Genomic DNA, 20,800 nt, shown 5'->3' on the forward strand with positions numbered 1-20,800 from the left:
AAAAGTGGCGGGGCTTGGTTGAGGAAGCTGCGCGGGAGCATAGCAATCCGTAAGAAACGCCGCTGCTTCTGAAATGCTATAATGAGAATGAATAACCCAATAAATGGATGGAAGGATGATTTGTAAATGGCAACGCTTAAACCTTTTATAATCTCGGAGGATTCCAGAGCGCAGGCTGATTTCTATATTGGAGCGCTTGGCGGCCAAATTCAATCTATCATGACGCATGATCAGGCACCGGAGTCGAATGATGCGATGAAAGATAATGCGATGAAAGATAAAGTGATGCATATGTGCTTTGATGCAGGCGGAGTAAACTTCTTTATGGCTGATGCATTTGGACCTCTAACGAGAGGGAACGGCTTCAGCCTGAACATGGAGTTCGAGTCTGCAGCAGAGGGAAGGGCAGCGTTCGATAACCTAGTTGCAGGCGGCAATGTCATTCAACCGTTGGAGCCGGTTTTCTGGGGCGGCATGTACGGACAACTGGAGGATAAATACGGCGTCTATTGGATGATTAGCTGTGGAGCCGAATAAGAATTGCATTTGAATTAACGATAAGTTAGAGGAATGAGTTTGTCCCAAGCATTCACGGTAGATTCAAGGAATGAGATTGCCCCAGAAGCATTCACGGTAAACTCAAGGAATAGCGCTATCCCAGAAGCGAAATGCTCCCATAAGGTAGACAGGTGAAGCGATCATAACCTGTTGCTGTATAGGGGGCTTTTTTCATGAGGAAAGGAAACTTGCAGATAAAGGATCGGTTGCACTTTTTGCAGCATAGCCTCCACGATAGCGGAGGCCGAACCGGGCTGCTTGGAAAGCATCGGTAGTATAAGGGCTAAGTTGCACTTGTGCAGCGTAGCTTCCATGATTGCGGAGGCCAAGCGAGGTTACTCGAAAAGCACCAATAGTATCTGAGCTACGTTGCACTTTGTGCAGCGTAGCTTCCATGATTGCGGAGACAAGCGTGGTTACTCGGAAAGCACCAGTAGTATTGAGCTAAGTTGCACTTTGTGCAGCGTAGCTTCCATGATAGAGGAGACCGAACGGTGCTGCTCAAAACGTACCAGTAATATGTGAGCTACGTTGCACTATATGCAGCGTAATGCCCCCTTGTCTCGACTAGACTTGCATTACATTGCAGTTTCTGCAATGAAAACAGCTGATTCTAGGTTATTTCAAGTGAATCTTCGTTTTTCATTGTATTTTGTACAACGTGGTCCCTTAAATACAGTCGCCTATAAGGGTTCTGTTGTACTTTGTGCAGCGTAGCTTCCATGATTGCGGAGGCCAAACGAAGTTGCTCGGAAAGCAGCGGTAGTATCTGAGTTAAACATTTAACTTCACTATAAAGTAGGCCATAGGTGATTCGACGTAACATTTAGGAGATGAAATTGCCAGAAGGACGTTGAGTCAGCCTTGTTTATTTACTGTGTATCCGACATAGGAATAGGAGAATCAAAGTGAATTCAAAGTGAATTCAAAGCGTATCCAAGGTTGTAAGTACATATTTTGTATCTACTAAATGACGAAGCTTAGCTTGTCATACGTAACAAATCCCCACTCGGCAGCGTCTCTAGATTACAGATCATGTATATTTTAGGGGGGAGACGTGAAAAAATTGAAACGTGGTATAGTGATGCTAACCAAGCTAACCAAGATAACCAAGCTAACCGTGCTAACCGTGCTAACCGTAATCGTGACAGTGCTATCCGGCTGCTCGGAAGCAGAAGAGAAGCCATCCGCTTCAAGCAGCGATTTAGCCGATATTTATTCGTCGCTAGATGTGTTGAAAGCTGATTCTGAATTCGTAGCGGAAATAACACTGACAGGAGCCTTCAAGGCACTACCGGAATACGAAGGAGCGAACTTTTCACTTACGGAGGTTAAGGTGCAAGAAGTTATAAAGGGGGATGAACGCTATAACGGTCAGGTTATTTCATTAATAGGCTTTGCGCCGCTAATCACAACCGAGAAGAGCGACAGGTTCGTATTGTTTCTTCATCGCTATGAGGGCCCTGTCCTATCAGAGGAAGCGTTTGTCGTTTCCGGCGTATTCCAAGGCAAGTTTCGAATAGACGACAAAGATAAAATCCATTATGACAATCACGATTATTTGGAGACAGCGGCATTTTATAAGGAATTGGACGGTATGAGTCTCGGGTCGTTTAAGTCGCTGATTAAAGAGTAGCTGAAAACCTTAGGAATCACGTAGTCCATCAATGGAGGTGGTACGGATATTGGCTGCTGATTTTCTGGGATTGATGGTTGACCACGTAGAGTTTCTGGAATGCCGACGTATGAAGAGACGAGGAGATCTTATATAACTGATTATCAGCTTACAGAGAGCAGCGATTGACATCAATGATTATGAACCGAGCGGAGAATCGTATAAAATAGATAAGCGGTCACTTAGAGGACTGCAACGATCAATCTATCCCTACATATAAAGGAGCACGACAGGATGACATCACCTTATGCGCCGAAGCTTGATCGGACTTACATACTAGGCCAGCTAGAGGCGCTGCTGAACATTCCTAGCCCGAGCGGCTATTGCATGGAAGCGATGAAATATATGGAGCAAGAGGCAAATCGGCTGGGCTATGCCCTTGCATTCACGCCGAAGGGAAACGGGATTATTACGGTTCCGGGACAATCGACGGAGAAGGTAGTCGGCTTGACTGCGCATCTTGATACCCTCGGGGCAATGGTTCGTTCCATCAACGCGAGCGGAACGCTTCGCATCACGCCGATCGGCGGGTATGCGATGCATACCATCGAAGGCGAGTATTGCGTCATCCATACGCGCGATGGCCGGAAATATGAAGGAACGGTGCTTTCAACCAAAGCATCCGTACATGTATTCAAGGATGCAGGCGAATGGAAGCGCGAGGAAGCCAATATGGAAATTCGGATCGATGAGCTGGTGAAGAGCAAGGCGGATACGGAGAAGCTAGGTATTTCCGCAGGCGACTTCGTATCATGGGAGCCGCGCACACGCCTGCTTGCGAATGGCTGGGTGAAGTCTCGGCATCTTGATGACAAGGCGAGCGTCGCTGCTCTGCTTGGCCTTCTGGAATGGCTGAAGCGGGAAGGAAAGACGCCTGCCTACACGCTCAAGCTGATTTTCTCGACTTATGAAGAGGTTGGACACGGCAGCTCCTATATACCAGAGGATATTACGGAAATGATTGCCGTTGATATGGGCGCCATAGGCGATGACCTATCGACGACCGAGATGGATGTATCGATCTGTGCGAAGGATTCCAGCGGTCCATATGATTACGCGATGACTACTCGGCTTATTGAGCTGGCAAAGCGTGAAGGCATGGCCTACGCGGTTGATATTTATCCGTATTATGGCTCGGACGCATCAGCGGCTCTCCGAGGCGGCAGCAACATTCGTGCGGCTTTGATTGGCCCAGGCGTCCATGCCTCCCATGGCATGGAGCGCACGCATGCTGACGCAGTCGTCAACACGGCAGCTTTGCTGCTGGCCTATGTCATGGAATAAGCTTGCCGGAAGGGGTATGATCCGAGTATTGCAACGATAACAGCCCTACCCCATAAAATGGAGCAAAGAACCGTCAACATCACTTTAAAAAGTGATGTTGACGGTTCTTTTTTTTACCTTCATTTATTTGCCAAACGGAAGCTGGAATTTCCAAAATGACTTTCGGATCGCCTTCTATAATGACTATGGCTGGTTAAAGCTGTGTCCTTCTTGTTCGCCTCTTTCGTCAAAATCAGCTCTGGGTAGGCCATTAGGGGAAGCAGGAGCAGTAGTCTTTTGGAGGTAGCCGGCGGGTAAATATTAGCCCGATTTCAGTACTTGCGAAGCTTTATATTTATCCCGAATCGTGGATGCCTAACCTAACATTGCGCGTGGGAAACGATTTCATTCCTCGACAATTTTGGTGTTGACCCTATTGAATGTCCGTTTTTCGGGCTAATCAAGCCTTTTTTTAGATTAGAATATTGTTATTTTTGTTTTTTTGCTGTAAAGATAACGTTCTCATATTAGAAAATATTCATATAAAGGGCCGTTGCGAAAAATGTCGACAAGTCATTTTGTCCTGCTTTAGTAGGATGCTGGTCAATAGTCCCTTTTTTTTTCGAGATTTTAATCGTTTTTTTGATTGATTTTAGCGAAGCGGCAGCGCTTGAAAAAGAGAAAATCCTTTATTTTACGCGGGATTGAGGCGAATGTCGCTCCTTCTAAAATGAGTCTTGAGTGGGATTCTCTCAGAATATTCATAAAGCGCTTCCAATTGTCAGAATTCTTAACTTCGACAATCCAAATCATCCCTTTTATATCCTACTATTCACATCAATTAGGAGTCCGTACTTAGGAAAAGCAGGACCAAAATGAGCATGATTGTCTAATGGCGACCATGTCTTTATTCCCTCAAGAATTATTATCATCTGTGTCATACTAGAGTGCAAAGAGAGGCAAGAACAGTTCCAGGAATCAATGGACATACGTAAGCTGATGAATGGAGGTTTCAGAGATGAATGTTTCAAATCAGGAGCAGAAGCGGGTAAGGCTGAAGCAATTTTTGAAAATATTATCCGAGGACCCTTCTCTACTCAAGCAGGATGGTCAAGTGGAGATGCGAACATTGCCGGAGCTGCTTGCGGCAGTAGGCTGTCGGCTGCGCAATGAACCGATCGATATGGCTGAGCTGGTATCGCAGCTTCTTGGGAAGCTCGGCTTGCAAGCCTGCTCCTCCGATATGATGGAGCATGTTATGAATGGCGGAACAGTAGATGATTTTATAAACACGTCCAAACAATAATGGTGTCCTTATTTGAAGGAGCCCCCCAAAAGGGCTGCTCCTATTTATAAGTGACGCCCAAAAGTTCGCGTTTTGAATAATTAGTAAATTTTAATATTCATTTAGAACAACTTATAGGGCGTTAAAAACGCAAAAGATTTCAATAGTAATGGAGGAACAAATTTTGGAATTGAAACAGTATTGGCTCATCGTCAGAAGAAGGCTGTTGATGATAACTTTGATGATTACCGTTAGCTGTCTGGCCATCGGCATATACTCCAGCTACTTTATTAAGCCGCAATATGAAGCATCCGCTAAATTAATCGTCAACGACTACAAGGACAGCAGCTCGCTGCTTTCGAGCATTGACGTTGGCTCGATTAACTCCACGATTGGACTTATCAAAACCTATAAAGAAATTTTGAAGACACCGCGAATGATGAAAAAGGTCGTGAAAGAATATCCGAAGCTTGGCGTCACATACGGCGAGCTAATCGGAAAGGTAAGCGTAAGCTCGGTAAACGAAACGCAGGTCATGTCCATTTCCGTGAGGGATGATTCTTACGAGCAAGCAGCCCAAATTGCCAATGCCGTAGCGATTGTATTCCAGAAGTCGGTTCCTGAGCTGATGAAGGTCGACAATGTATCCGTCCTTGACCAAGCCGATCCGAAGGAATATCGCGGACCGGTAGCGCCTAACGCCAAGATGAACATTGCAGTCGCATTTATGCTTGCCTTGATGATGGGCGTAGGGCTTGCCTTCCTGCTTGACTACTTGGATGACACCGTGAAAACCGAGGAAGATATCGAGCTGCTGCTTGACGTGCCGGTTCTGACCTCTATTCCGAAGTTCGAAGAACGAGACTCTTTGGAGAAAACGAATAGCTCGCCTTTAACGAAGATTGCTGGGAGGGAACAGAATGTCTCGCTTGATTCCTAAATGGAACCTCATTACCGAACTAAATCCCAAATCGCCGATCTCCGAAGGCTACCGGATGCTTCGAACGAACATTGAGTTCTCGACGATTAGCCAGAAGCTGCAGGTCATTATGGTTACTTCCTCTAAGCCGAGTGAAGGGAAAAGCACAACCTGCGCCAATATGGCTGTGGCATACGCCCAAGCGAACAAAAAGGTGCTGCTGATCGATGCGGATTTGCGCAAGCCCTCGCAGCATCATATCTTCGGCAAATCCAATCGAACTGGACTGACGACAGCTTTATTCAATCAGCTGGCGCTTGAGGACATTATCCAGTTCACGAATACAGATAATTTATCGATTATACAAGCGGGTCCAACGCCTCCTAATCCCTCGGAGCTGCTGTCATCGGAGCAGATGGCCGCACTTCTGAAGACTGCGAGAGAAAAATTCGATGTGATCATCATCGACACCCCGCCGATTATGTCCGTTACGGATGCGCAAATCGTAGCAACGCAGAGCGATGGCGTCGTGCTTGTCATCGATTCGGGAAAAGTGAAAAAGGAAATTGCCCTCAAGGCGAAGGCTTCAATCGAGCATGTCAAGGCGAGGCTCATTGGCGTTGTACTGAATAAGATCAACCGAAATCATTCTGATATCTATTCCTACTATTACGGGGAAAAAACCGACGCATAGCTCAGGTTTTCCCGGTTTAGTGAGCAAGAAATAGATAGGTAATGTCTCCTGCACCTCTATCACCGGAGGCACTCGGTCATGCTGTGGGTCAGCCGACCTTAGACGTTAATCGTCAAGGGTGTGACGTGAGGAGGGGTTCAATGCCCCTGTAAACCAAAAAATATAATAGGATAGGGTGAAATCAAATGAAAAAAGTGAGAAAAGCCATTATCCCCGCAGCAGGACTAGGAACGCGCTTCTTGCCGGCAACGAAAGCGATGCCTAAGGAAATGCTTCCAATCGTCGATAAGCCGACCATTCAGTACATTGTGGAAGAAGCAATCGAATCAGGCGTTGAAGATATTATCGTCGTGACCGGTAAAGGTAAACGGGCAATCGAGGATCACTTTGATATCGCCTTTGAGCTTGAGCATATTTTAGAAGAAAAAGGAAAGTACGATATTTTGGAAAAAGTAAGGAAATCATCAAATGTGAATCTCCACTACATAAGGCAAAAAGAGGCGAAGGGGCTCGGACACGCCGTCTGGTGCGCGCGCAACTTTATCGGCGATGAGCCGTTTGCTGTCCTGCTTGGCGATGATATCGTCGAGGCTGACGTGCCTTGCACGAGGCAGCTTATCGAGCAATATGAAAAAACAGGACGCTCCGTAATCGGTGTACAGACTGTAGGCGTTGATCAAACGCATCGTTACGGGATCGTAGATCCGGGACAACGGCTGGATAATCTGTACGAGGTTAACCGTTTCGTAGAGAAACCGCCCCAAGGGCAAGCGCCTTCCAATCTCGCGATTATGGGCCGTTACGTGCTCACCCCGGAAATATTCGAGTATTTGGGACGGCATGAAAAGGGTGCCGGCGGAGAGATTCAACTAACCGATGCGATTCAAAGCTTGAATATGAATCAAGGCGTTTATGCCTTCGATTTCCAAGGAATCCGATATGATGTCGGCGAACAGCTTGGCTTTATTATGACGAATATTGATTTCGCCCTTAGAAACAACGAGCTTAAGTTTAAGCTGATGTCTGAGCTTGAGGACCTGATGGAACGGGAGTTAAGCAAACAGCTACTGGCTGGAAGGAGTGAACGAGTATGACGCCTCCACAATATCAGGATGAAGCGGTAGTTGGCGTAACCGACTATTATGCGAATGCGGTTTCGAGGCAAGGCGACGGCCAAACGATTACGATGTATGCCGTTATGAAGCGGACGATTGACATTGTTGGTTCATTTTTTGGCTTATTGCTGCTTAGCCCGTTGTTTGTCATCATCGCTATCCTTATTAAGTGGGAGGATCCGAAAGGGTCCGTCTTCTTCTATCAAACAAGGATCGGCAAAGACGAAAAGCCGTTCCGCATGTATAAATTCCGCTCAATGCTGACCGGCGCCGAGGATAAGCTGAAGGAGCTGCTCGACAAGAACGAGATTAGCGGCGCAATGTTCAAGATGAAGGATGATCCACGGATTACGAAGATCGGCAAATTGATCCGCAAGACGAGCATTGACGAGCTGCCTCAGCTGCTGAACGTGCTGCGGGGCGAGATGTCCTTGGTTGGTCCAAGACCGCCGCTTACGCGGGAGGTTGCCGAGTATACCGAATATGACAAGCAGCGCTTGTCGGTGACGCCAGGCTGCACAGGGCTTTGGCAGGTAAGCGGGCGCAATAATCTATGCTTCAAGCAGATGGTGGAGCTTGACCTTGCTTATATCGAGAAAAGATGCATTTGGTTTGACATCAAGATTATGTTTAGAACGGTGAGAGCGGTCGTTGGCTCCCAGGACGCATATTAGGAGTGAAACACTATGGCCAGAGTGCTGCATATATCGGAGTTTACGAAAGGCGGGATTGAGACGCATCTGAACGAGGTGCTGACCTATCAATCGGGCCGACATGATATTTATCTGATGGCTTCCGAGCAGAACTCCAGTCCGGATACGCTGCAAATCAGCCGGGATCGGCTGACCCTGTATCCTTACAAGCGGAAGCCAGCCTATTTTGTCCAAGCGATTAAAGCCATTCATCGTACCGTGAAAGAGTTTAATCCAGATATTGTGCATGTCCACGGAACGTTCGCAGGTGTCTTCCTGCGAACGTTGTTTTTTTTCAAGAGCCGCCGGCCGATCGTTATTTATAACGCGCATGGCTGGGCATTCCTGATGGACATCAAGCCTTGGAAGCAGCGCATATTCGCTTTGGTCGAGAAGACGTTGGCGCTTCGCACCGATTACATTATTAATATTTCCAAGCATGAATACAATATGGCGATGCATTACGGGCTGCCTGCCCGGAAGTCCGGCATCGTATACAACGGCGTATCCGATACAACGCCATCGAATACGACTCCCTTTGAAACCGAGTCTGACCGGATCAATCTCCTCTATGTTGGCCGTTTCGACCGACAGAAGGGATTCGATCTGCTGCTTGAGGTGTTCAATGAGCACAAGTTCAAGAACGTCAGCTTATATTTGGTAGGCGATACGGTGCTTGAGGCCGTCGACTATCATTTCCCGGAAAATACGGTCAAGCTCGGCTGGGTAGACAATTCGCAAATTGACCGCTACATGAACGCCTGCGACGCAGTTATTATTCCGTCGCGCTGGGAAGGGTTCGGCATCGTTGCCATTGAGGCGCTGCGGAACAAGAAGCCTGTCATAGCGAGCAATCGTGGCGCATTGCCCGAGATTATCAAAGATGGCGTAAACGGCTATGTTTTCGATTTCGAGAATAAGTCAGAGCTGGCGGGGATCATCAACCGCCTGGACAAGGATACGCTTGCGGCTATGGGTCAAGCGGGCCTCGACATCTTTCAGGAAAAGTTTCATTCGAATCAAATGAACAGCCAAATCGAGCGCTTGTACGAGGACGCCATGCACAATCGTAAACGGCTGAAGCCGGTCTTTGGCCCTTAAGCTTACGTTTCGCGTAGAAATATAGAGAAAGTTGGCAGAATAATATACTTTCCTATATTTGAAGAAAAGCGGCAGGTACACAGCTGCCGTCAACAAATACGTCTAGATTCACGGGGATGGAGAGAGGATGAGCCAAAGCTTGCAAAGCAATCCAATGATTAAGGGGAAATCAGCTAACAAAGTCGAGAAGGAACAGGTATTTCTAGCGATTTATCTTATCATTTTGCTCGTGCTGACCGTCTATCAAGACTTCCCCTTAGTCAATATGATCGGCGAGATCGGCCGGACGCCTATAATTATGCTGCTGCCGCTATTTGTTTTTTGTGAAATCGGGCTGCTTGCCAAGCATAAGCGGGTGATGCACGGATCGATGCTTCAGAAGTATATATTCGGTTTTATTTTGTATTTGAGTTTAATCACAATCGTTTACCTGCTCGTTCAATTTTTGCAGGGAAGCTACAGCTTTGGCTCTGAGGGGCTTATGGGCAAAGGGATAAAGGTGCTCATTTATTTTGTGCTGATCCTGCTCTACATCAGGCATATGCAGCTTGTATTCTCCAAAATTAAAAGCTTCAAAATGCTGTACGGCTGCTTTCTGGCGGTCGTTACATTCCTTGTTGCCATCATGATACTTGAGCTCATTAGCATGCCGAACGCATTTACCTATCTCCATTCGGGAAACAATCCCTATTGGCGGGTAAGGATGCTCACCTCAGAGAGCAGCACGACAGGCTCGATCGTCGTCGTGTATGCGTCCATCATGGTCTATTTGACCAAATATTTAAGCAAGTTCGCCCGTACGATCTCGGTGATATACGCAGCTAGCTTCTTTTTGTTTTATATGTTCATAACCGGCTCAAAAGGCTTCATGATCATTATTCTGCTGACGCTCGTCGTCACGATGGTCAAGTTTCTCGATTTCCGCAAAAAGAAAAATTTCATTCTGCTGATTGCCGTCGTACTGGCCATGTACATGTTCATTACCAACTTCTCGGCCGGTTTGCTCAGCTCATTCAGCAATGACATCGAAAACTACACATCCTCCTACACGCGTATGGGAACGATCATTATTGCGCTGATTACTGTGTTTCACAACCCGCTGGGGGTTGGAACCGGAGCCTATCTCATGTATTTCGACAAGTATGTGAATGATTCCATCAGCATGATGTCCCATTTCTATTACAGTATGTTTGGCATCAGCCAAATCAATGCGGGGGAGCTGTTGCAATATTCGGGCTCGGACAAAAACTTAGGCGTCAAATCGGGCTTTTTCCAATGGGTCATGTTTGGTGGTTTGTTTTCGGTTTTGTTCTTCTATTTGATGGCCAAGAACCTGATTATAAAAGTGAAATCGAGCTCCATTTTGTTTTTAGCACTCATCTTTATTTTGTTTTCCATGCTGCTCGTATCATTGGAAATCAAATACGAGGTATGGCTGCTATTCGCTTTCATCAGCCTTTTCCTCGGGAAAAACGAGTTTCACACCACTAACAGGTCGGGGGTAGCCAAATGAAAATGCTTGTCGTATGCAGTGATTTCCCATATCCCGCCGACCATGGCGGCAGAGTTGATACTTGGGGGCGAATTAAGGTGCTCTCCGAGCTAGGCTGGAAGATTCATCTGCTCGTCTGCGGCAAACAGACGCCAACAAAGGAAGAAATGAAGGCCGTATACGATTATGTGGAGGAAATTACGCTCTGTGACCGCCGCAGCAAGCTGGCGGATCTGCTTCACGTCATTCCGATGCAGGTGCAGTCGCGAAGCGAGCTGAAAAATGTCGATCTGGCCGGTGATTATGATTATGTGCTGCTCGAGGGCGACTATGTATACCCGATTCTCGACAATCCCAAGATCAGGCAGGATACCGCGATTCTAAGGGTGCACAACGATGAAGCGGTGTACTTCAAGGCACTGGCAAGAAGCACGAAAAACATCGTCCACAAAATGTACTATCACATGGAGAGCAGTAAATTTTCGGTGCTGCAAAAAAGAATGCTGGAGAAGGTCGACAAGTACCTCTTTATTTCCAGCAAGGAGTTCGAAAGCTTCCAAAAACAAAATCCAGAGGCTAAAAGTTTATTCCTCCCGCCTCCGGTTATGAACGGAAGCTTCGAGGCTAGCGACTTCCAAAGCAAGCATGTCGTCTTTATCGGCTCATTGTTTATGCCGAACAACCGGGAAGCTATTCAGTGGTATCTCGAGCATATTCATCCGCTCATGCTGAAGGAGCCGGAATATAAATTCATTATCGCAGGCAACAGCAGAAAGCAGAGCTTAAGCTGGCTGGATGCGTATGATCTGACTAATGTAATCGTTCACGACACGCCTAAGAGCTTGACGGATATTTACCGAAACGGCTACTTATTTGTCAATCCGATGCAGAACGGCGCGGGCGTCAAGCTGAAAACGATTGAAGCGATCCAGAACGGCTTGCCGGTTATCTCGACTTCCATTGGTTATGAGGGGACGGGCCTAATAGACAATGAGCATATTATGATCGCGGACCGTCCGGAACAATTCTACGGCAAAATCAAGCAGCTGTTCGATAATCCGCAAACCGCCAAGGCGCTGCTCGATTCATCTCAAGCGTTTCTGCGCATGCACTACAACCATAAAGAAGTGCTGAAAGGCTATATACAATCCTTAAATACCAGTTATCAAGTAAAGCAGGTGCTATAGATGAGCAATCGTAAAATCAACGTCTTGTTTGTAACGCATGCAGAGAAGAAAGGCGGGGCGGAGCAAAGCCTCATTCATCTCATCAATTATTTGGACAGCACCAAATACCGAATCTTTTTATTAAGCCCGCAGGATGCTTCCTATTTGAACGAAATAAGAGCCGATTATACGCATTTCCCGCTGCTGCTCGGCAGCATCAAGCAGAAATTCGGCTTAGGCTATGTGGAAACGGTCATGAAGATTAAAGCCTTTGTTCGAAAAAACCGCATCGATATCGTTCACGCCAACGGCTGGAGGGCGCCATGGTATACGGCGCCGCTGAAGCTGCTAGCGAAGAGCAAGCTGATCTGGCATCACCGCGATTATACGCATTTGCGCATGTTCAATCAGGTGCTGCCGCGGTTTTTCGACCAGGTTATCTGCATCTCGCATTTCGTAGCAAATTCGATTCAGGGCAGCAACAAGACGATTATTTACAACGGCGTAGATCCGGAGCTTGCGCTCACGAAAAAAAACCGGGCGTTCATGGAGGATGACACGCTCGTGATTGGGACGTTCGGCCGAATCGTGGAATGGAAAAGGTACGATCTCATGATCGAGGCTGTGAAAAAGCTTGCGGACAGCAGCCGGATGAATTGGAAGCTGCTTATTGTCGGCGACGCGTCCGTTGACGGATCAGACGGCTACTACAATGAAATGATTGAAAGAGTGCTGTCTTACGGGCTTGAGCATCATGTCGTATTTTACGGCTACAGCCAAAAGCCGCTGGATGTCATGAAGGAATGCGATTTGACTATCAATTTCTCGCTTAATGAGCCATTTGGCAGAGTCATCATCGAATCGATGCTCGTCGAGACGCCGGTCATTGTAGCAGATTCCGGCGGGGCGCCGGAAATCATCCATGAGACCAAGGGTGGCTTTATCGTCAAGGATGGGGATGTCGAGGAGCTTTATCAGGCTATAAGGCGCGTGTATGACGGAGAAACGGATCACCAAGCGATGTCTAATCAAGGCTACGAAAGCGTGATGAAGGATTTCAATATGAGCACGATCGCACGCAAGGTGGAGCATACGTACCGCAAGCTGTTAACGCCAAGCTTGAAGCCGGAAGCTGCAGGGGGTTCCGATGAGTATCTCATCCAGTCAGATTAGCTTCGGCAAGCTGCTCGCCGTATTGAAGGGAGCAGCCGTCCTTTCGGTCAAGACAAGCTCGGTAGGCAGGCTTGGCCGGATAGCAGGCAAGCTTTCCATGAAGAACAAAGGAAGGCTCATCATGGGAAGAAACGTTTCCTTTCATGCGAAGCCATTTCCGTCCGCGGTGACGGTCGAACGCAATGCTGAGCTTATCGTAGGAGACAATGTGTTTTTTAATTACGGACTCGACATCGGCTGTACGCAGTCGATTCGAATCGGCAGCAACACGATCATCGGGCCGATGGTGAACATTATCGATACGAACTTCCATCCCGTCGATCGATCGGACAATGCGAAGGGCAAAGCGATCGTGATTTCCGATAATGTGTGGGTCGGCCGCGGTGCGGTTATATTGCCGGGCGTGACCATCGGCGCAAACTCGGTCATTGCGGCGGGCAGCATCGTGACGCGGGATATACCGGCGAATGTGCTTGCAGGCGGAACGCCGGCCAAAATAATCCGCGAGCTGGACATTTCGAATGAATGGATTCGCAGATATAACGAATGAAACAAGCAGCAATGATTCTGGCGAGGTTAGGGAGCGTAGGGCGATGAAAGTATGGATGTGGCCGAAATCGAGCGAGCTTAATTTCTATAATGATTTATTGACGGATTCGCTCAGCCGTGAAGGCATGGAAGTAAAGGATCTGAAGCATGGCAAGCTGATGCTGCAGGTCGGACAAGCCAAAGCAGGTGACATCGTGCATATTCATTGGATGCATCATGCTTATCAGAACCGTAATCTGCTGCTGTTCCTCGTAAAGTCTTTCATATTCATTATGACGATGCTTTATTTGAAGGTGAGAAGGGTACAGCTTGTATGGACGATTCATAATTTATATCCGCATCAAGTTTCTTTTCCAGCGCTGGAGCGTTTCATGCGGACGATAATCTGCAAGTTTTGCAGCAAGCTGCTGGTTGCCTCCGAGTCGATCAAGCGCAAGGTGATGAGGGAATTCGGCGTACCCGCAGGCAAGCTCTTCGTGGTAAAGCATGGCCATTACCTTGGGGTGTACAAGTCGAAAGGAATCGATTGCCGCAAGGCATACGGAATTAGCGAGGATGCGGATGTTTATTTGTTCCTTGGCGCCATTAAAGCATATAAAGGCGTTGAGGATTTAATCGAAGCCTTCAACGCAATGAAGTCACGGCAATCCTATTTGATCATTGCGGGCAAAGCCGACAAGCAGATGGAATCCTATCTGAAGCATGTCGAGGATAAAGAAAATATTAAGCTGGACCTGCGCTTCATTCCGAATGAAGAGGTGGCGGATCTAATCAGCGCGGTTGATGTCATGGTCATGCCGTACAAAGAGATTACGACCTCAGGCTCAGCGATTCTGGGGTTGTCGTTCAGGAAGCTGATCGTCATGCCGGATAATGACTTTATCGATGAGTACTTCAAGGAGGATATGGTCGTCCGCTACAACCCGGCTGACTATAACGGCTTGGAGAATGCGATGAAAGCAGCCTTGAATGTGAAGAAAGAACATAAAACACCGCAATACGAAGAAGTGCTCAGAGAGCTTGAATGGAGCACGATCGCGCAAAAAATAAAAAAAGTATACCAAGGATGGGGATAAAAGATGAAGGTTACCGTTGCCATCTGTACCCATAACCGGGCCAAGGATACGGGAGAAGCAATCGAGAGCGTGCTCGTGCAGAATTATGAGCCGGAACAGATTGAAATCGTTGTGATCGACAACCGCTCGACTGACAATACAGCTGAGGTCGTGGGCTCGCTGGCTCAGCGCCACGGCGCAAGAGTTCGTTACGTGCTTGAGAACAAGCTGGGATTGTCGGTTGCACGCAACCGAGCAATTAAGGAGGCGAAGGGCGAATACATTCTGTTTCTTGATGATGACGCGCTGGCTTCGCCCGGATGGGTTCGGCATATCGTGGAGGTGTTCGAGAGCAGCCCGGACATCGGCTGCGTCGGGGGCAGAATCGACCCGATCTGGGAGGTTGCCGAGCCTGACTGGATACCGGAGGAGCACCGGTCGGTGTTTACGATACTGGATTACGCGGACAAGGTGAAGGAGATGCCGGCTCCCGCCATTCCATATGGCGCGAACGTCGCATTCCGGACCAGCGTCTTCCGGCATTTCAAGCCCTTCCGCGAGGATCTGGGCCGGGTCGGAACGAATTTGCTGTCAAGCGAGGAGAGCGAGCTGATTGCGCGGATTAGGGAGCGTTACACGGTATTCTACACGCCGCATGCATCCGTGCAGCACAAAATCGCCAAGGAGCGCACGACGAAGAAGTGGTTCCTGAAGCGAATCTTCTGGCAAGGGGTTAGCGATGCGGTCAAGCGGCAGGACCGAAGCTTCACGATGATCGTGAAGCATGTGATTCGAATGGTTCAGGCTGTTGGAGCCTCGCTGCTGTCGATCTTCCATTTCAAAAGATTCATACGCCAGGTTGTGAAAATATGTTACCGCAACGGGTCGCTAGTCGGCATCCTGCGTTATAACGGCAGGGGTTGACGTACAGCTATGGCACAGCTCGCCATTTCGAAAGCATGGAGAGGCAACGGACTCGTACAAACGATTATGCGGACAAGCGCAACGAATTTGCTCGTCATGGTTATTAGCACGCTAACCTCAATCGTGACGGCGCGCATGTTCGGCGTAGTCGGGAAAGGCGAGTTCTCGGCTATTCTATTCTGGCCGACATTGCTCGCGGGACTTGTAGGGTTCGGCTTGCCGACCTCTCTCATTTATAACCTGAAACAAAACAAAGGCAGCGCGGGCGATTTTGTAAGAGCAGGGTTTTTGTTTCAAATCCCGGTCAGCATCATTGTTGGCGTCATCGCATGGATATGGATGCCAACTTGGCTCGGGAATTACCCAGCTGACATTGTCGCGATAGCGAGATGGTATGCGGTGCTCATGCTGCCTATATTGCTGGCGATTAATCTCATCTCAGCGCTCGCACAGAGCACAAGCAGATTCAACGTGTACAACGGATTGCGTCTATGCGTTCCATTGTTCAATCTTGTCGGGCTATCGGCTTTATGGGCAATGGGCGACCTGAGCCTATGGAATGCATCGGTTGTTTTCTTGGTGACCAGCGTGCTCGTCGTGGCTTGGTCCCTATACAGCATCAGGGATGCGCTGCGCATTGAATGGCTGAAGGGCCTCGGCAACCGGCTCGCTGCTAAAGCGCTGTTCGGCTATGGAAGCAAAGTATTCGGTGTCGAGCTGCTCGGAACGCTCTACTCGCAGTTTGATAAAATCATCATCCTCTCCATGCTGACCGCTAGGGAGCTCGGGCTATACACGGTGGTATATGCGCTGTCCCGCGTATTCAACGTCGTGCAGATGGCCATTACGAATGTCGTGTTTCCGAAGGTAACCGGCATGGAGAATTCAGCGATTATCGCAACGGTTGGCCGGGCGTTCAGGCTTTCCATGCTGCTTATGACCATCGTCGTTATTCCGAGCATGTTCATTGGCAGATACCTCATGGGTATCCTGTTCGGAGCGCCGTTTCTGGAAGCGAGCGGTGCGTTCTATCTCCTCTCATTCGAATGCATTCTAGGCGGCGGCTCTTGGATACTGGCTTCTTCCTTTAATGCGATGGGACGACCGGGACTTGTGCTTATGCGCCAACTCATCGCGCTTGCGGTAACCATCGGCTTATTCTTCCTATTCACGCCGATGTACGGACTTAACGGCATCGCGTTAGCCCTATTGATTGGCGCTGTTATCCGTTTAGCGGTGACGATGGCTTCGATGCGGATTATATTCCGCGTAGGACTGCGCGGAATGTTATTTGACCGGAATGATTTCAAGTTTCTTATCGAGCGACTGAAAGACAAAAAACAACGTAAAGGAGCGCGCTGACATGTTAGTAGAATCGAACGTACACCCGATGGAGGGCCTGAAAAAACAGCTGCTTCAAATCCTGAAGGTGATCCCGCCTGGCTCGAGTATATATTATGTCGATTATCCCGTTTATAACAACGGCGGCGATCTGCTGATTATGAAAGGGGCGGAGGCGTTCTTCAAAGACAATGGAATTCGCGTTACAGCGCGTTACAGCGTTCTTGATTTCCCCGATAAGCTTGCCATACCGATGGATCAGATCATTGTGCTGCAAGGCGGAGGAAACTTCGGCGATCTATACCCGGTGCATCAGAAGCTGCGCGAGAAAATCGTCAAGGATTATCCGAATCATCGCATCGTCCTTCTTCCGCAGACGATCTTCTTCGAGAAGGATGCGGAGTATGACCGGACGGCAGCGATATTCAACGCACACAAGGATGTGCATCTATTTGTAAGAGACACCTTGTCATATGGCGTAGCCGCTCAAAAATTCGCTAAATGCTGCGTGTATTTATCGCCTGACATGGCACATCAGCTATGGCCGATATTGCCCAAAAGCACCCCCGGCAAAGAGCTGCTGTGCTTCTTCCGGACCGACATTGAGAAAACAAGCGAGCAGGAGAGCTTTGAATTGGCAGGGAGAGGCGATTACCTGGACTGGGCATCGCTTTACAACCGCGTCGAAAGAAGGTCGATCAAGATGATCGGGCAGATGATGACGAAGAGCGGCGTACCGCTCCCCATGCAGGCGATCTGGGGCAAGTATTCGGACTATCTGGTCGATAAGGCGGTCAAACGCTTCAGTGGATACCGGGTCGTGCAAACCTCAAGATTGCATGGTCATATCCTGTCCTGCTTGATGGACAAGCCGAACACGCTGCTCGATAATTCATACGGCAAAAATTCCAATTACTACAACACATGGACCAGCAGCATCAAATCGGCGCAGCTGGTGATGAAGAAGTAAGCAAGCTGCAAGTTTTATGATATAGGCCGATTATGCTCCATCAAAACCGAATGGGAGGAATCATAATGAAAATTGTTCTTCTATCAGGAGGCTCAGGCAAACGGCTGTGGCCGTTGTCGAACGAGTCGAGGTCCAAGCAATTTCTAAAGGTGCTCAAAAATGCGGAAGGCGAGCGGGAATCCATGGTTCAGCGAGTATGGGGCCAGCTAACGAGCGCCGGATTGCGCGAGCATTCCTATATTGCAACGAGCAAGCCGCAGGTAGATATGATTCATAGCCAGCTTGGAAGCGAGATTGAAGTTATCGTTGAGCCCGAAAGAAGAGATACCTTCCCGGCTATCGCGTTGGCGGCTACCTACTTGTATTCGGTACAAGGTGTGAGCCTGAACGAGACGGTTGTCGTGATGCCGGTCGATCCGTTCGTAGAGGAGTCATTTTTCCACAAAACGAAGGAGCTTGAGCTGGTACTGAATGAATCGGGCGCTGATTTGGCGCTAATGGGCGTCAAGCCAACCTATCCATCCGAGAAATACGGCTATATCGTGCCGGAGCCTGCTTCTTCGGCGGATGAAACATTTGTCGATGTTCACAGTTTCAAAGAGAAACCCCGCGAAGAAGAAGCGGCAGCGATGATTGAGCAGGCTGCGCTTTGGAACTGCGGGGTTTTCGCATTCAAGCTCGATTTCCTCATTAACATATTGATCGCGAATGAGCTGCCTATTCAGTACGACGAGATGCTGAAGCAGTACGATAAGCTTCCGAAGAACAGCTTCGACTACGAGATTGTCGAGAAATCCAATCATATCGTAGCGCTGCCGTTTGATGGCGACTGGAAGGACCTCGGTACTTGGAACACGCTGACGGAGGAAATTGAGACACCGTTGATCGGCAGAGGCATTATTACCGGAGATTCGGTCAATACGCATGTCATTAATGAGCTTGATATCCCAATCACGCTGTTGAATGTTTCCAATGTGGTCGTTGCGGCCAGTCCGGACGGGATCTTGGTTTCGGATAAGGCCTCGAGTCCAATGATTAAGGAAGTCATGAAGCATTCCGATCAACGGCCGATGTACGAGGAACGTCGCTGGGGCCGTTACCGCGTGCTGGATTACTTGAAATATCCAAGCGGCAAGGAAGTATTGACCAAAAGGATCTGCGTTGCGCCGGGCCGGAATTTAAGCTATCAATATCACCAGCTCAGGAATGAAGTATGGACAATCGTTGCGGGACATGGAGTGATGGTCCTGAATGGCAAAAGTTTTCAAGTGAGCGAAGGCGATGTATTAACAATATCAAAAGAAAGCCTCCACAGCCTGCGGGCGGAAACCGAGATGGACATCATTGAGGTGCAGACAGGCACGGAGCTGATTGAAGAGGACATTGTACGGCTTGCTTTCGATTGGAAAGAAATTTTGGAATTGTGCACGGTATAACTAATTGAATGAATGAAGGAGCGATGGGCATGAACATCACGGTTATCGGAACGGGCTATGTTGGGCTTGTATCAGGAATTTGTTATGCGGAGCTGGGCAACCGTGTCATTTGCGTAGACAAGGATCCTCGCAAAATAGACATATTGAATGCAGGCGGCATCCCCATTTACGAGCCTGGCCTTAAAGAGCTGGCTGCATCGAACCGTGAAGCGGGTATGCTGACCTTCACGACCGATCTGCAGGATGCAGTCCGCCAATCGGAAATTATTATATTGGCAGTTGGGACGCCTCCTCTGCCGAACGGCGAGGCAAATCTCTCTTACATTAACCAAGCCGCTATCGAAATTGCCGAGGCGATGAATGGTTACAAAATCATAGCGGTCAAAAGCACGGTTCCAGTCGGCACGAATGAACGGCTTGCAAGTCTAATCAGCGACTACACAAAGGAGCGATTCGACAGCATTTCGCTGCCGGAGTTTTTAAGAGAAGGCTCGGCGATTCAGGATACGCTGAATCCCGACCGCATTATTATCGGAGCGAGCTCGAAATCAGCTGCGGATGTGATGACGCTGCTGCATATTCCGCTTACGGAGCAAATCGTCGTAACGGACATTCGCAGCGCGGAAATGATTAAGTACGCATCCAACGCTTTCCTGGCAACGAAGATATCATTCATTAACGAAATCGCAAACATTTGCGAGAAGGTAGGCGCCGATGTAACCAAGGTCGCTGAGGGTATGGGCTACGATAGGCGTATCGGCCCGTCCTTCCTGAAAGCGGGCATCGGTTATGGCGGCTCCTGCTTCCCAAAGGATACGAGCGCTTTGATTCAGATAGCGGGGCATGTCGATTACGAATTCAAGCTGCTTCGTTCGGTGGTCGAAGTCAACCAAGATCAGCGTTTCAACGTTATTCGCAAGCTCGAAACGATTTTCCATCACGAGCTGCATGGCAAAACTATCGCGGTTTGGGGGCTTTCCTTCAAGCCAAACACGGACGATGTCCGAGATTCTCCAGCAGCCGAGATTATTCAGCACTTGGTTGATAATGGGGTTAAGGTAAAAGCCTATGATCCAATCGCAACGGAAAATTTCCGCTCCATTTATGACATTAACGGAGTGGATTGGTGTCTGAGCGCATTGGAGGCAGCACAGAGCGCAGATGCGCTATGCTTGCTGACCGAGTGGGAGGAATTCTCGCGCGTTGATCTCGGAACGCTCCAGAAGGTACTGAGCAGTCCTATCTTAATCGATGGCCGCAACGTATTTGAAGAGGAAGATTTGCTCGGAACTGAATTCGTGTATTATTCTGTTGGCCGTCCCAGCTTGAATCAAGGCGTTAAGGAGCAAATGCCCGTTCTGCAATTCTAGACCAAAATGATGATCAGAGGTG

At 48.5% G+C, this 20,800-nt stretch carries 19 protein-coding genes; all 19 read left to right on the forward strand.

The window, feature by feature from the left end; genetic code table 11:
* Window positions 1–126 precede the first annotated feature (126 nt).
* Window positions 127–537: a VOC family protein gene (locus FHS16_RS25885; protein ID WP_183569646.1), complete on the forward strand. Its 411-nt coding sequence runs from the start codon at window positions 127–129 to the stop codon at window positions 535–537.
* Window positions 538–1,615: 1,078 nt separating this feature from the next.
* The gene (locus tag FHS16_RS25890) at window positions 1,616–2,194 is read left to right on the forward strand and encodes a hypothetical protein (RefSeq protein ID WP_183569648.1); all 579 of its coding nucleotides are present in this window, start codon (window positions 1,616–1,618) and stop codon (window positions 2,192–2,194) included.
* A gap of 273 nt (window positions 2,195–2,467) precedes the next feature.
* A complete protein-coding gene (locus FHS16_RS25895; RefSeq protein WP_183569650.1) occupies window positions 2,468–3,517 on the forward strand; it encodes a M42 family metallopeptidase in 1,050 nt (349 codons plus the stop codon).
* A gap of 997 nt (window positions 3,518–4,514) precedes the next feature.
* Complete coding sequence (locus FHS16_RS25900; protein WP_183569652.1) at window positions 4,515–4,802, forward strand: hypothetical protein; 288 nt, start codon at window positions 4,515–4,517, stop codon at window positions 4,800–4,802.
* 163 nt (window positions 4,803–4,965) lie between these two features.
* Window positions 4,966–5,721, forward strand: coding sequence for a YveK family protein (locus FHS16_RS25905; protein WP_183569654.1), 756 nt, complete (start codon window positions 4,966–4,968; stop codon window positions 5,719–5,721).
* Window positions 5,702–6,394 carry a CpsD/CapB family tyrosine-protein kinase gene (locus FHS16_RS25910; protein ID WP_183569656.1) on the forward strand — a complete coding sequence of 231 codons (693 nt, stop codon included), beginning with the start codon at window positions 5,702–5,704 and terminating at the stop codon, window positions 6,392–6,394. Before FHS16_RS25905 ends, FHS16_RS25910 begins: the two co-directional genes overlap by 20 nt.
* A gap of 185 nt (window positions 6,395–6,579) precedes the next feature.
* The gene (gene galU / locus FHS16_RS25915; protein ID WP_183569658.1) at window positions 6,580–7,488 is read left to right on the forward strand and encodes a UTP--glucose-1-phosphate uridylyltransferase GalU; all 909 of its coding nucleotides are present in this window, start codon (window positions 6,580–6,582) and stop codon (window positions 7,486–7,488) included.
* Window positions 7,485–8,183 (forward strand): sugar transferase, encoded by a 699-nt coding sequence (locus FHS16_RS25920; RefSeq protein ID WP_183569660.1) that lies wholly within the window; start codon window positions 7,485–7,487, stop codon window positions 8,181–8,183. Before galU ends, FHS16_RS25920 begins: the two co-directional genes overlap by 4 nt.
* A 12-nt stretch (window positions 8,184–8,195) precedes the next feature.
* A complete protein-coding gene (locus tag FHS16_RS25925; RefSeq protein ID WP_183569662.1) occupies window positions 8,196–9,302 on the forward strand; it encodes a glycosyltransferase family 4 protein in 1,107 nt (368 codons plus the stop codon).
* A gap of 127 nt (window positions 9,303–9,429) precedes the next feature.
* The gene (locus FHS16_RS25930; RefSeq protein WP_183569664.1) at window positions 9,430–10,815 is read left to right on the forward strand and encodes an O-antigen ligase family protein; all 1,386 of its coding nucleotides are present in this window, start codon (window positions 9,430–9,432) and stop codon (window positions 10,813–10,815) included.
* Complete coding sequence (locus tag FHS16_RS25935; protein WP_183569666.1) at window positions 10,812–11,981, forward strand: glycosyltransferase family 4 protein; 1,170 nt, start codon at window positions 10,812–10,814, stop codon at window positions 11,979–11,981. Before FHS16_RS25930 ends, FHS16_RS25935 begins: the two co-directional genes overlap by 4 nt.
* Window positions 11,982–13,133, forward strand: a complete 1,152-nt coding sequence (locus FHS16_RS25940; protein ID WP_183569668.1) for a glycosyltransferase — start codon at window positions 11,982–11,984, stop codon at window positions 13,131–13,133.
* Entirely contained in the window at window positions 13,108–13,683 is a 576-nt protein-coding gene (locus FHS16_RS25945; protein WP_183569670.1) for an LbetaH domain-containing protein, read from the forward strand. Before FHS16_RS25940 ends, FHS16_RS25945 begins: the two co-directional genes overlap by 26 nt.
* Window positions 13,655–14,758, forward strand: coding sequence for a glycosyltransferase family 4 protein (locus FHS16_RS25950; RefSeq protein WP_246431969.1), 1,104 nt, complete (start codon window positions 13,655–13,657; stop codon window positions 14,756–14,758). The genes FHS16_RS25945 and FHS16_RS25950 overlap by 29 nt, the downstream gene beginning before the upstream one ends.
* Window positions 14,759–14,761: 3 nt before the next feature.
* A complete protein-coding gene (locus FHS16_RS25955; RefSeq protein ID WP_183569672.1) occupies window positions 14,762–15,661 on the forward strand; it encodes a glycosyltransferase in 900 nt (299 codons plus the stop codon).
* A 9-nt stretch (window positions 15,662–15,670) separates the two neighbouring features.
* Window positions 15,671–17,023, forward strand: coding sequence for an oligosaccharide flippase family protein (locus tag FHS16_RS25960; RefSeq protein WP_183569674.1), 1,353 nt, complete (start codon window positions 15,671–15,673; stop codon window positions 17,021–17,023).
* Window position 17,024: 1 nt separating this feature from the next.
* Window positions 17,025–17,972, forward strand: a complete 948-nt coding sequence (locus FHS16_RS25965; protein WP_183569676.1) for a polysaccharide pyruvyl transferase family protein — start codon at window positions 17,025–17,027, stop codon at window positions 17,970–17,972.
* A gap of 65 nt (window positions 17,973–18,037) precedes the next feature.
* Complete coding sequence (locus tag FHS16_RS25970) at window positions 18,038–19,408, forward strand: sugar phosphate nucleotidyltransferase (protein ID WP_183569678.1); 1,371 nt, start codon at window positions 18,038–18,040, stop codon at window positions 19,406–19,408.
* A 29-nt stretch (window positions 19,409–19,437) separates the two neighbouring features.
* Window positions 19,438–20,778, forward strand: coding sequence for a UDP-glucose dehydrogenase family protein (locus tag FHS16_RS25975; RefSeq protein WP_183569680.1), 1,341 nt, complete (start codon window positions 19,438–19,440; stop codon window positions 20,776–20,778).
* Window positions 20,779–20,800: the final 22 nt, after the last annotated feature.

It is taken from the genome of Paenibacillus endophyticus, from assembly GCF_014192395.1.
GTDB lineage: Bacteria > Bacillota > Bacilli > Paenibacillales > Paenibacillaceae > Pristimantibacillus > Pristimantibacillus endophyticus.

What these genes read in the sequence shown, in the direction of transcription:
- FHS16_RS25965 (WP_183569676.1), top strand. Translation starts at nt 17,025, where the DNA reads ATGTTAGTAGAATCGAACGTACACCCGATGGAGGGCCTGAAAAAACAG.
- FHS16_RS25940 (WP_183569668.1), top strand. Translation starts at nt 11,982, where the DNA reads ATGAGCAATCGTAAAATCAACGTCTTGTTTGTAACGCATGCAGAGAAG.
- FHS16_RS25960 (WP_183569674.1), top strand. Translation starts at nt 15,671, where the DNA reads ATGGCACAGCTCGCCATTTCGAAAGCATGGAGAGGCAACGGACTCGTA.
- FHS16_RS25930 (WP_183569664.1), top strand. Translation starts at nt 9,430, where the DNA reads ATGAGCCAAAGCTTGCAAAGCAATCCAATGATTAAGGGGAAATCAGCT.
- FHS16_RS25925 (WP_183569662.1), top strand. Translation starts at nt 8,196, where the DNA reads ATGGCCAGAGTGCTGCATATATCGGAGTTTACGAAAGGCGGGATTGAG.
- galU (WP_183569658.1), top strand. Translation starts at nt 6,580, where the DNA reads ATGAAAAAAGTGAGAAAAGCCATTATCCCCGCAGCAGGACTAGGAACG.
- FHS16_RS25945 (WP_183569670.1), top strand. Translation starts at nt 13,108, where the DNA reads ATGAGTATCTCATCCAGTCAGATTAGCTTCGGCAAGCTGCTCGCCGTA.
- FHS16_RS25885 (WP_183569646.1), top strand. Translation starts at nt 127, where the DNA reads ATGGCAACGCTTAAACCTTTTATAATCTCGGAGGATTCCAGAGCGCAG.
- FHS16_RS25975 (WP_183569680.1), top strand. Translation starts at nt 19,438, where the DNA reads ATGAACATCACGGTTATCGGAACGGGCTATGTTGGGCTTGTATCAGGA.
- FHS16_RS25920 (WP_183569660.1), top strand. Translation starts at nt 7,485, where the DNA reads ATGACGCCTCCACAATATCAGGATGAAGCGGTAGTTGGCGTAACCGAC.
- FHS16_RS25955 (WP_183569672.1), top strand. Translation starts at nt 14,762, where the DNA reads ATGAAGGTTACCGTTGCCATCTGTACCCATAACCGGGCCAAGGATACG.
- FHS16_RS25900 (WP_183569652.1), top strand. Translation starts at nt 4,515, where the DNA reads ATGAATGTTTCAAATCAGGAGCAGAAGCGGGTAAGGCTGAAGCAATTT.
- FHS16_RS25970 (WP_183569678.1), top strand. Translation starts at nt 18,038, where the DNA reads ATGAAAATTGTTCTTCTATCAGGAGGCTCAGGCAAACGGCTGTGGCCG.
- FHS16_RS25935 (WP_183569666.1), top strand. Translation starts at nt 10,812, where the DNA reads ATGAAAATGCTTGTCGTATGCAGTGATTTCCCATATCCCGCCGACCAT.
- FHS16_RS25950 (WP_246431969.1), top strand. Translation starts at nt 13,655, where the DNA reads ATGAATGGATTCGCAGATATAACGAATGAAACAAGCAGCAATGATTCT.
- FHS16_RS25910 (WP_183569656.1), top strand. Translation starts at nt 5,702, where the DNA reads ATGTCTCGCTTGATTCCTAAATGGAACCTCATTACCGAACTAAATCCC.
- FHS16_RS25895 (WP_183569650.1), top strand. Translation starts at nt 2,468, where the DNA reads ATGACATCACCTTATGCGCCGAAGCTTGATCGGACTTACATACTAGGC.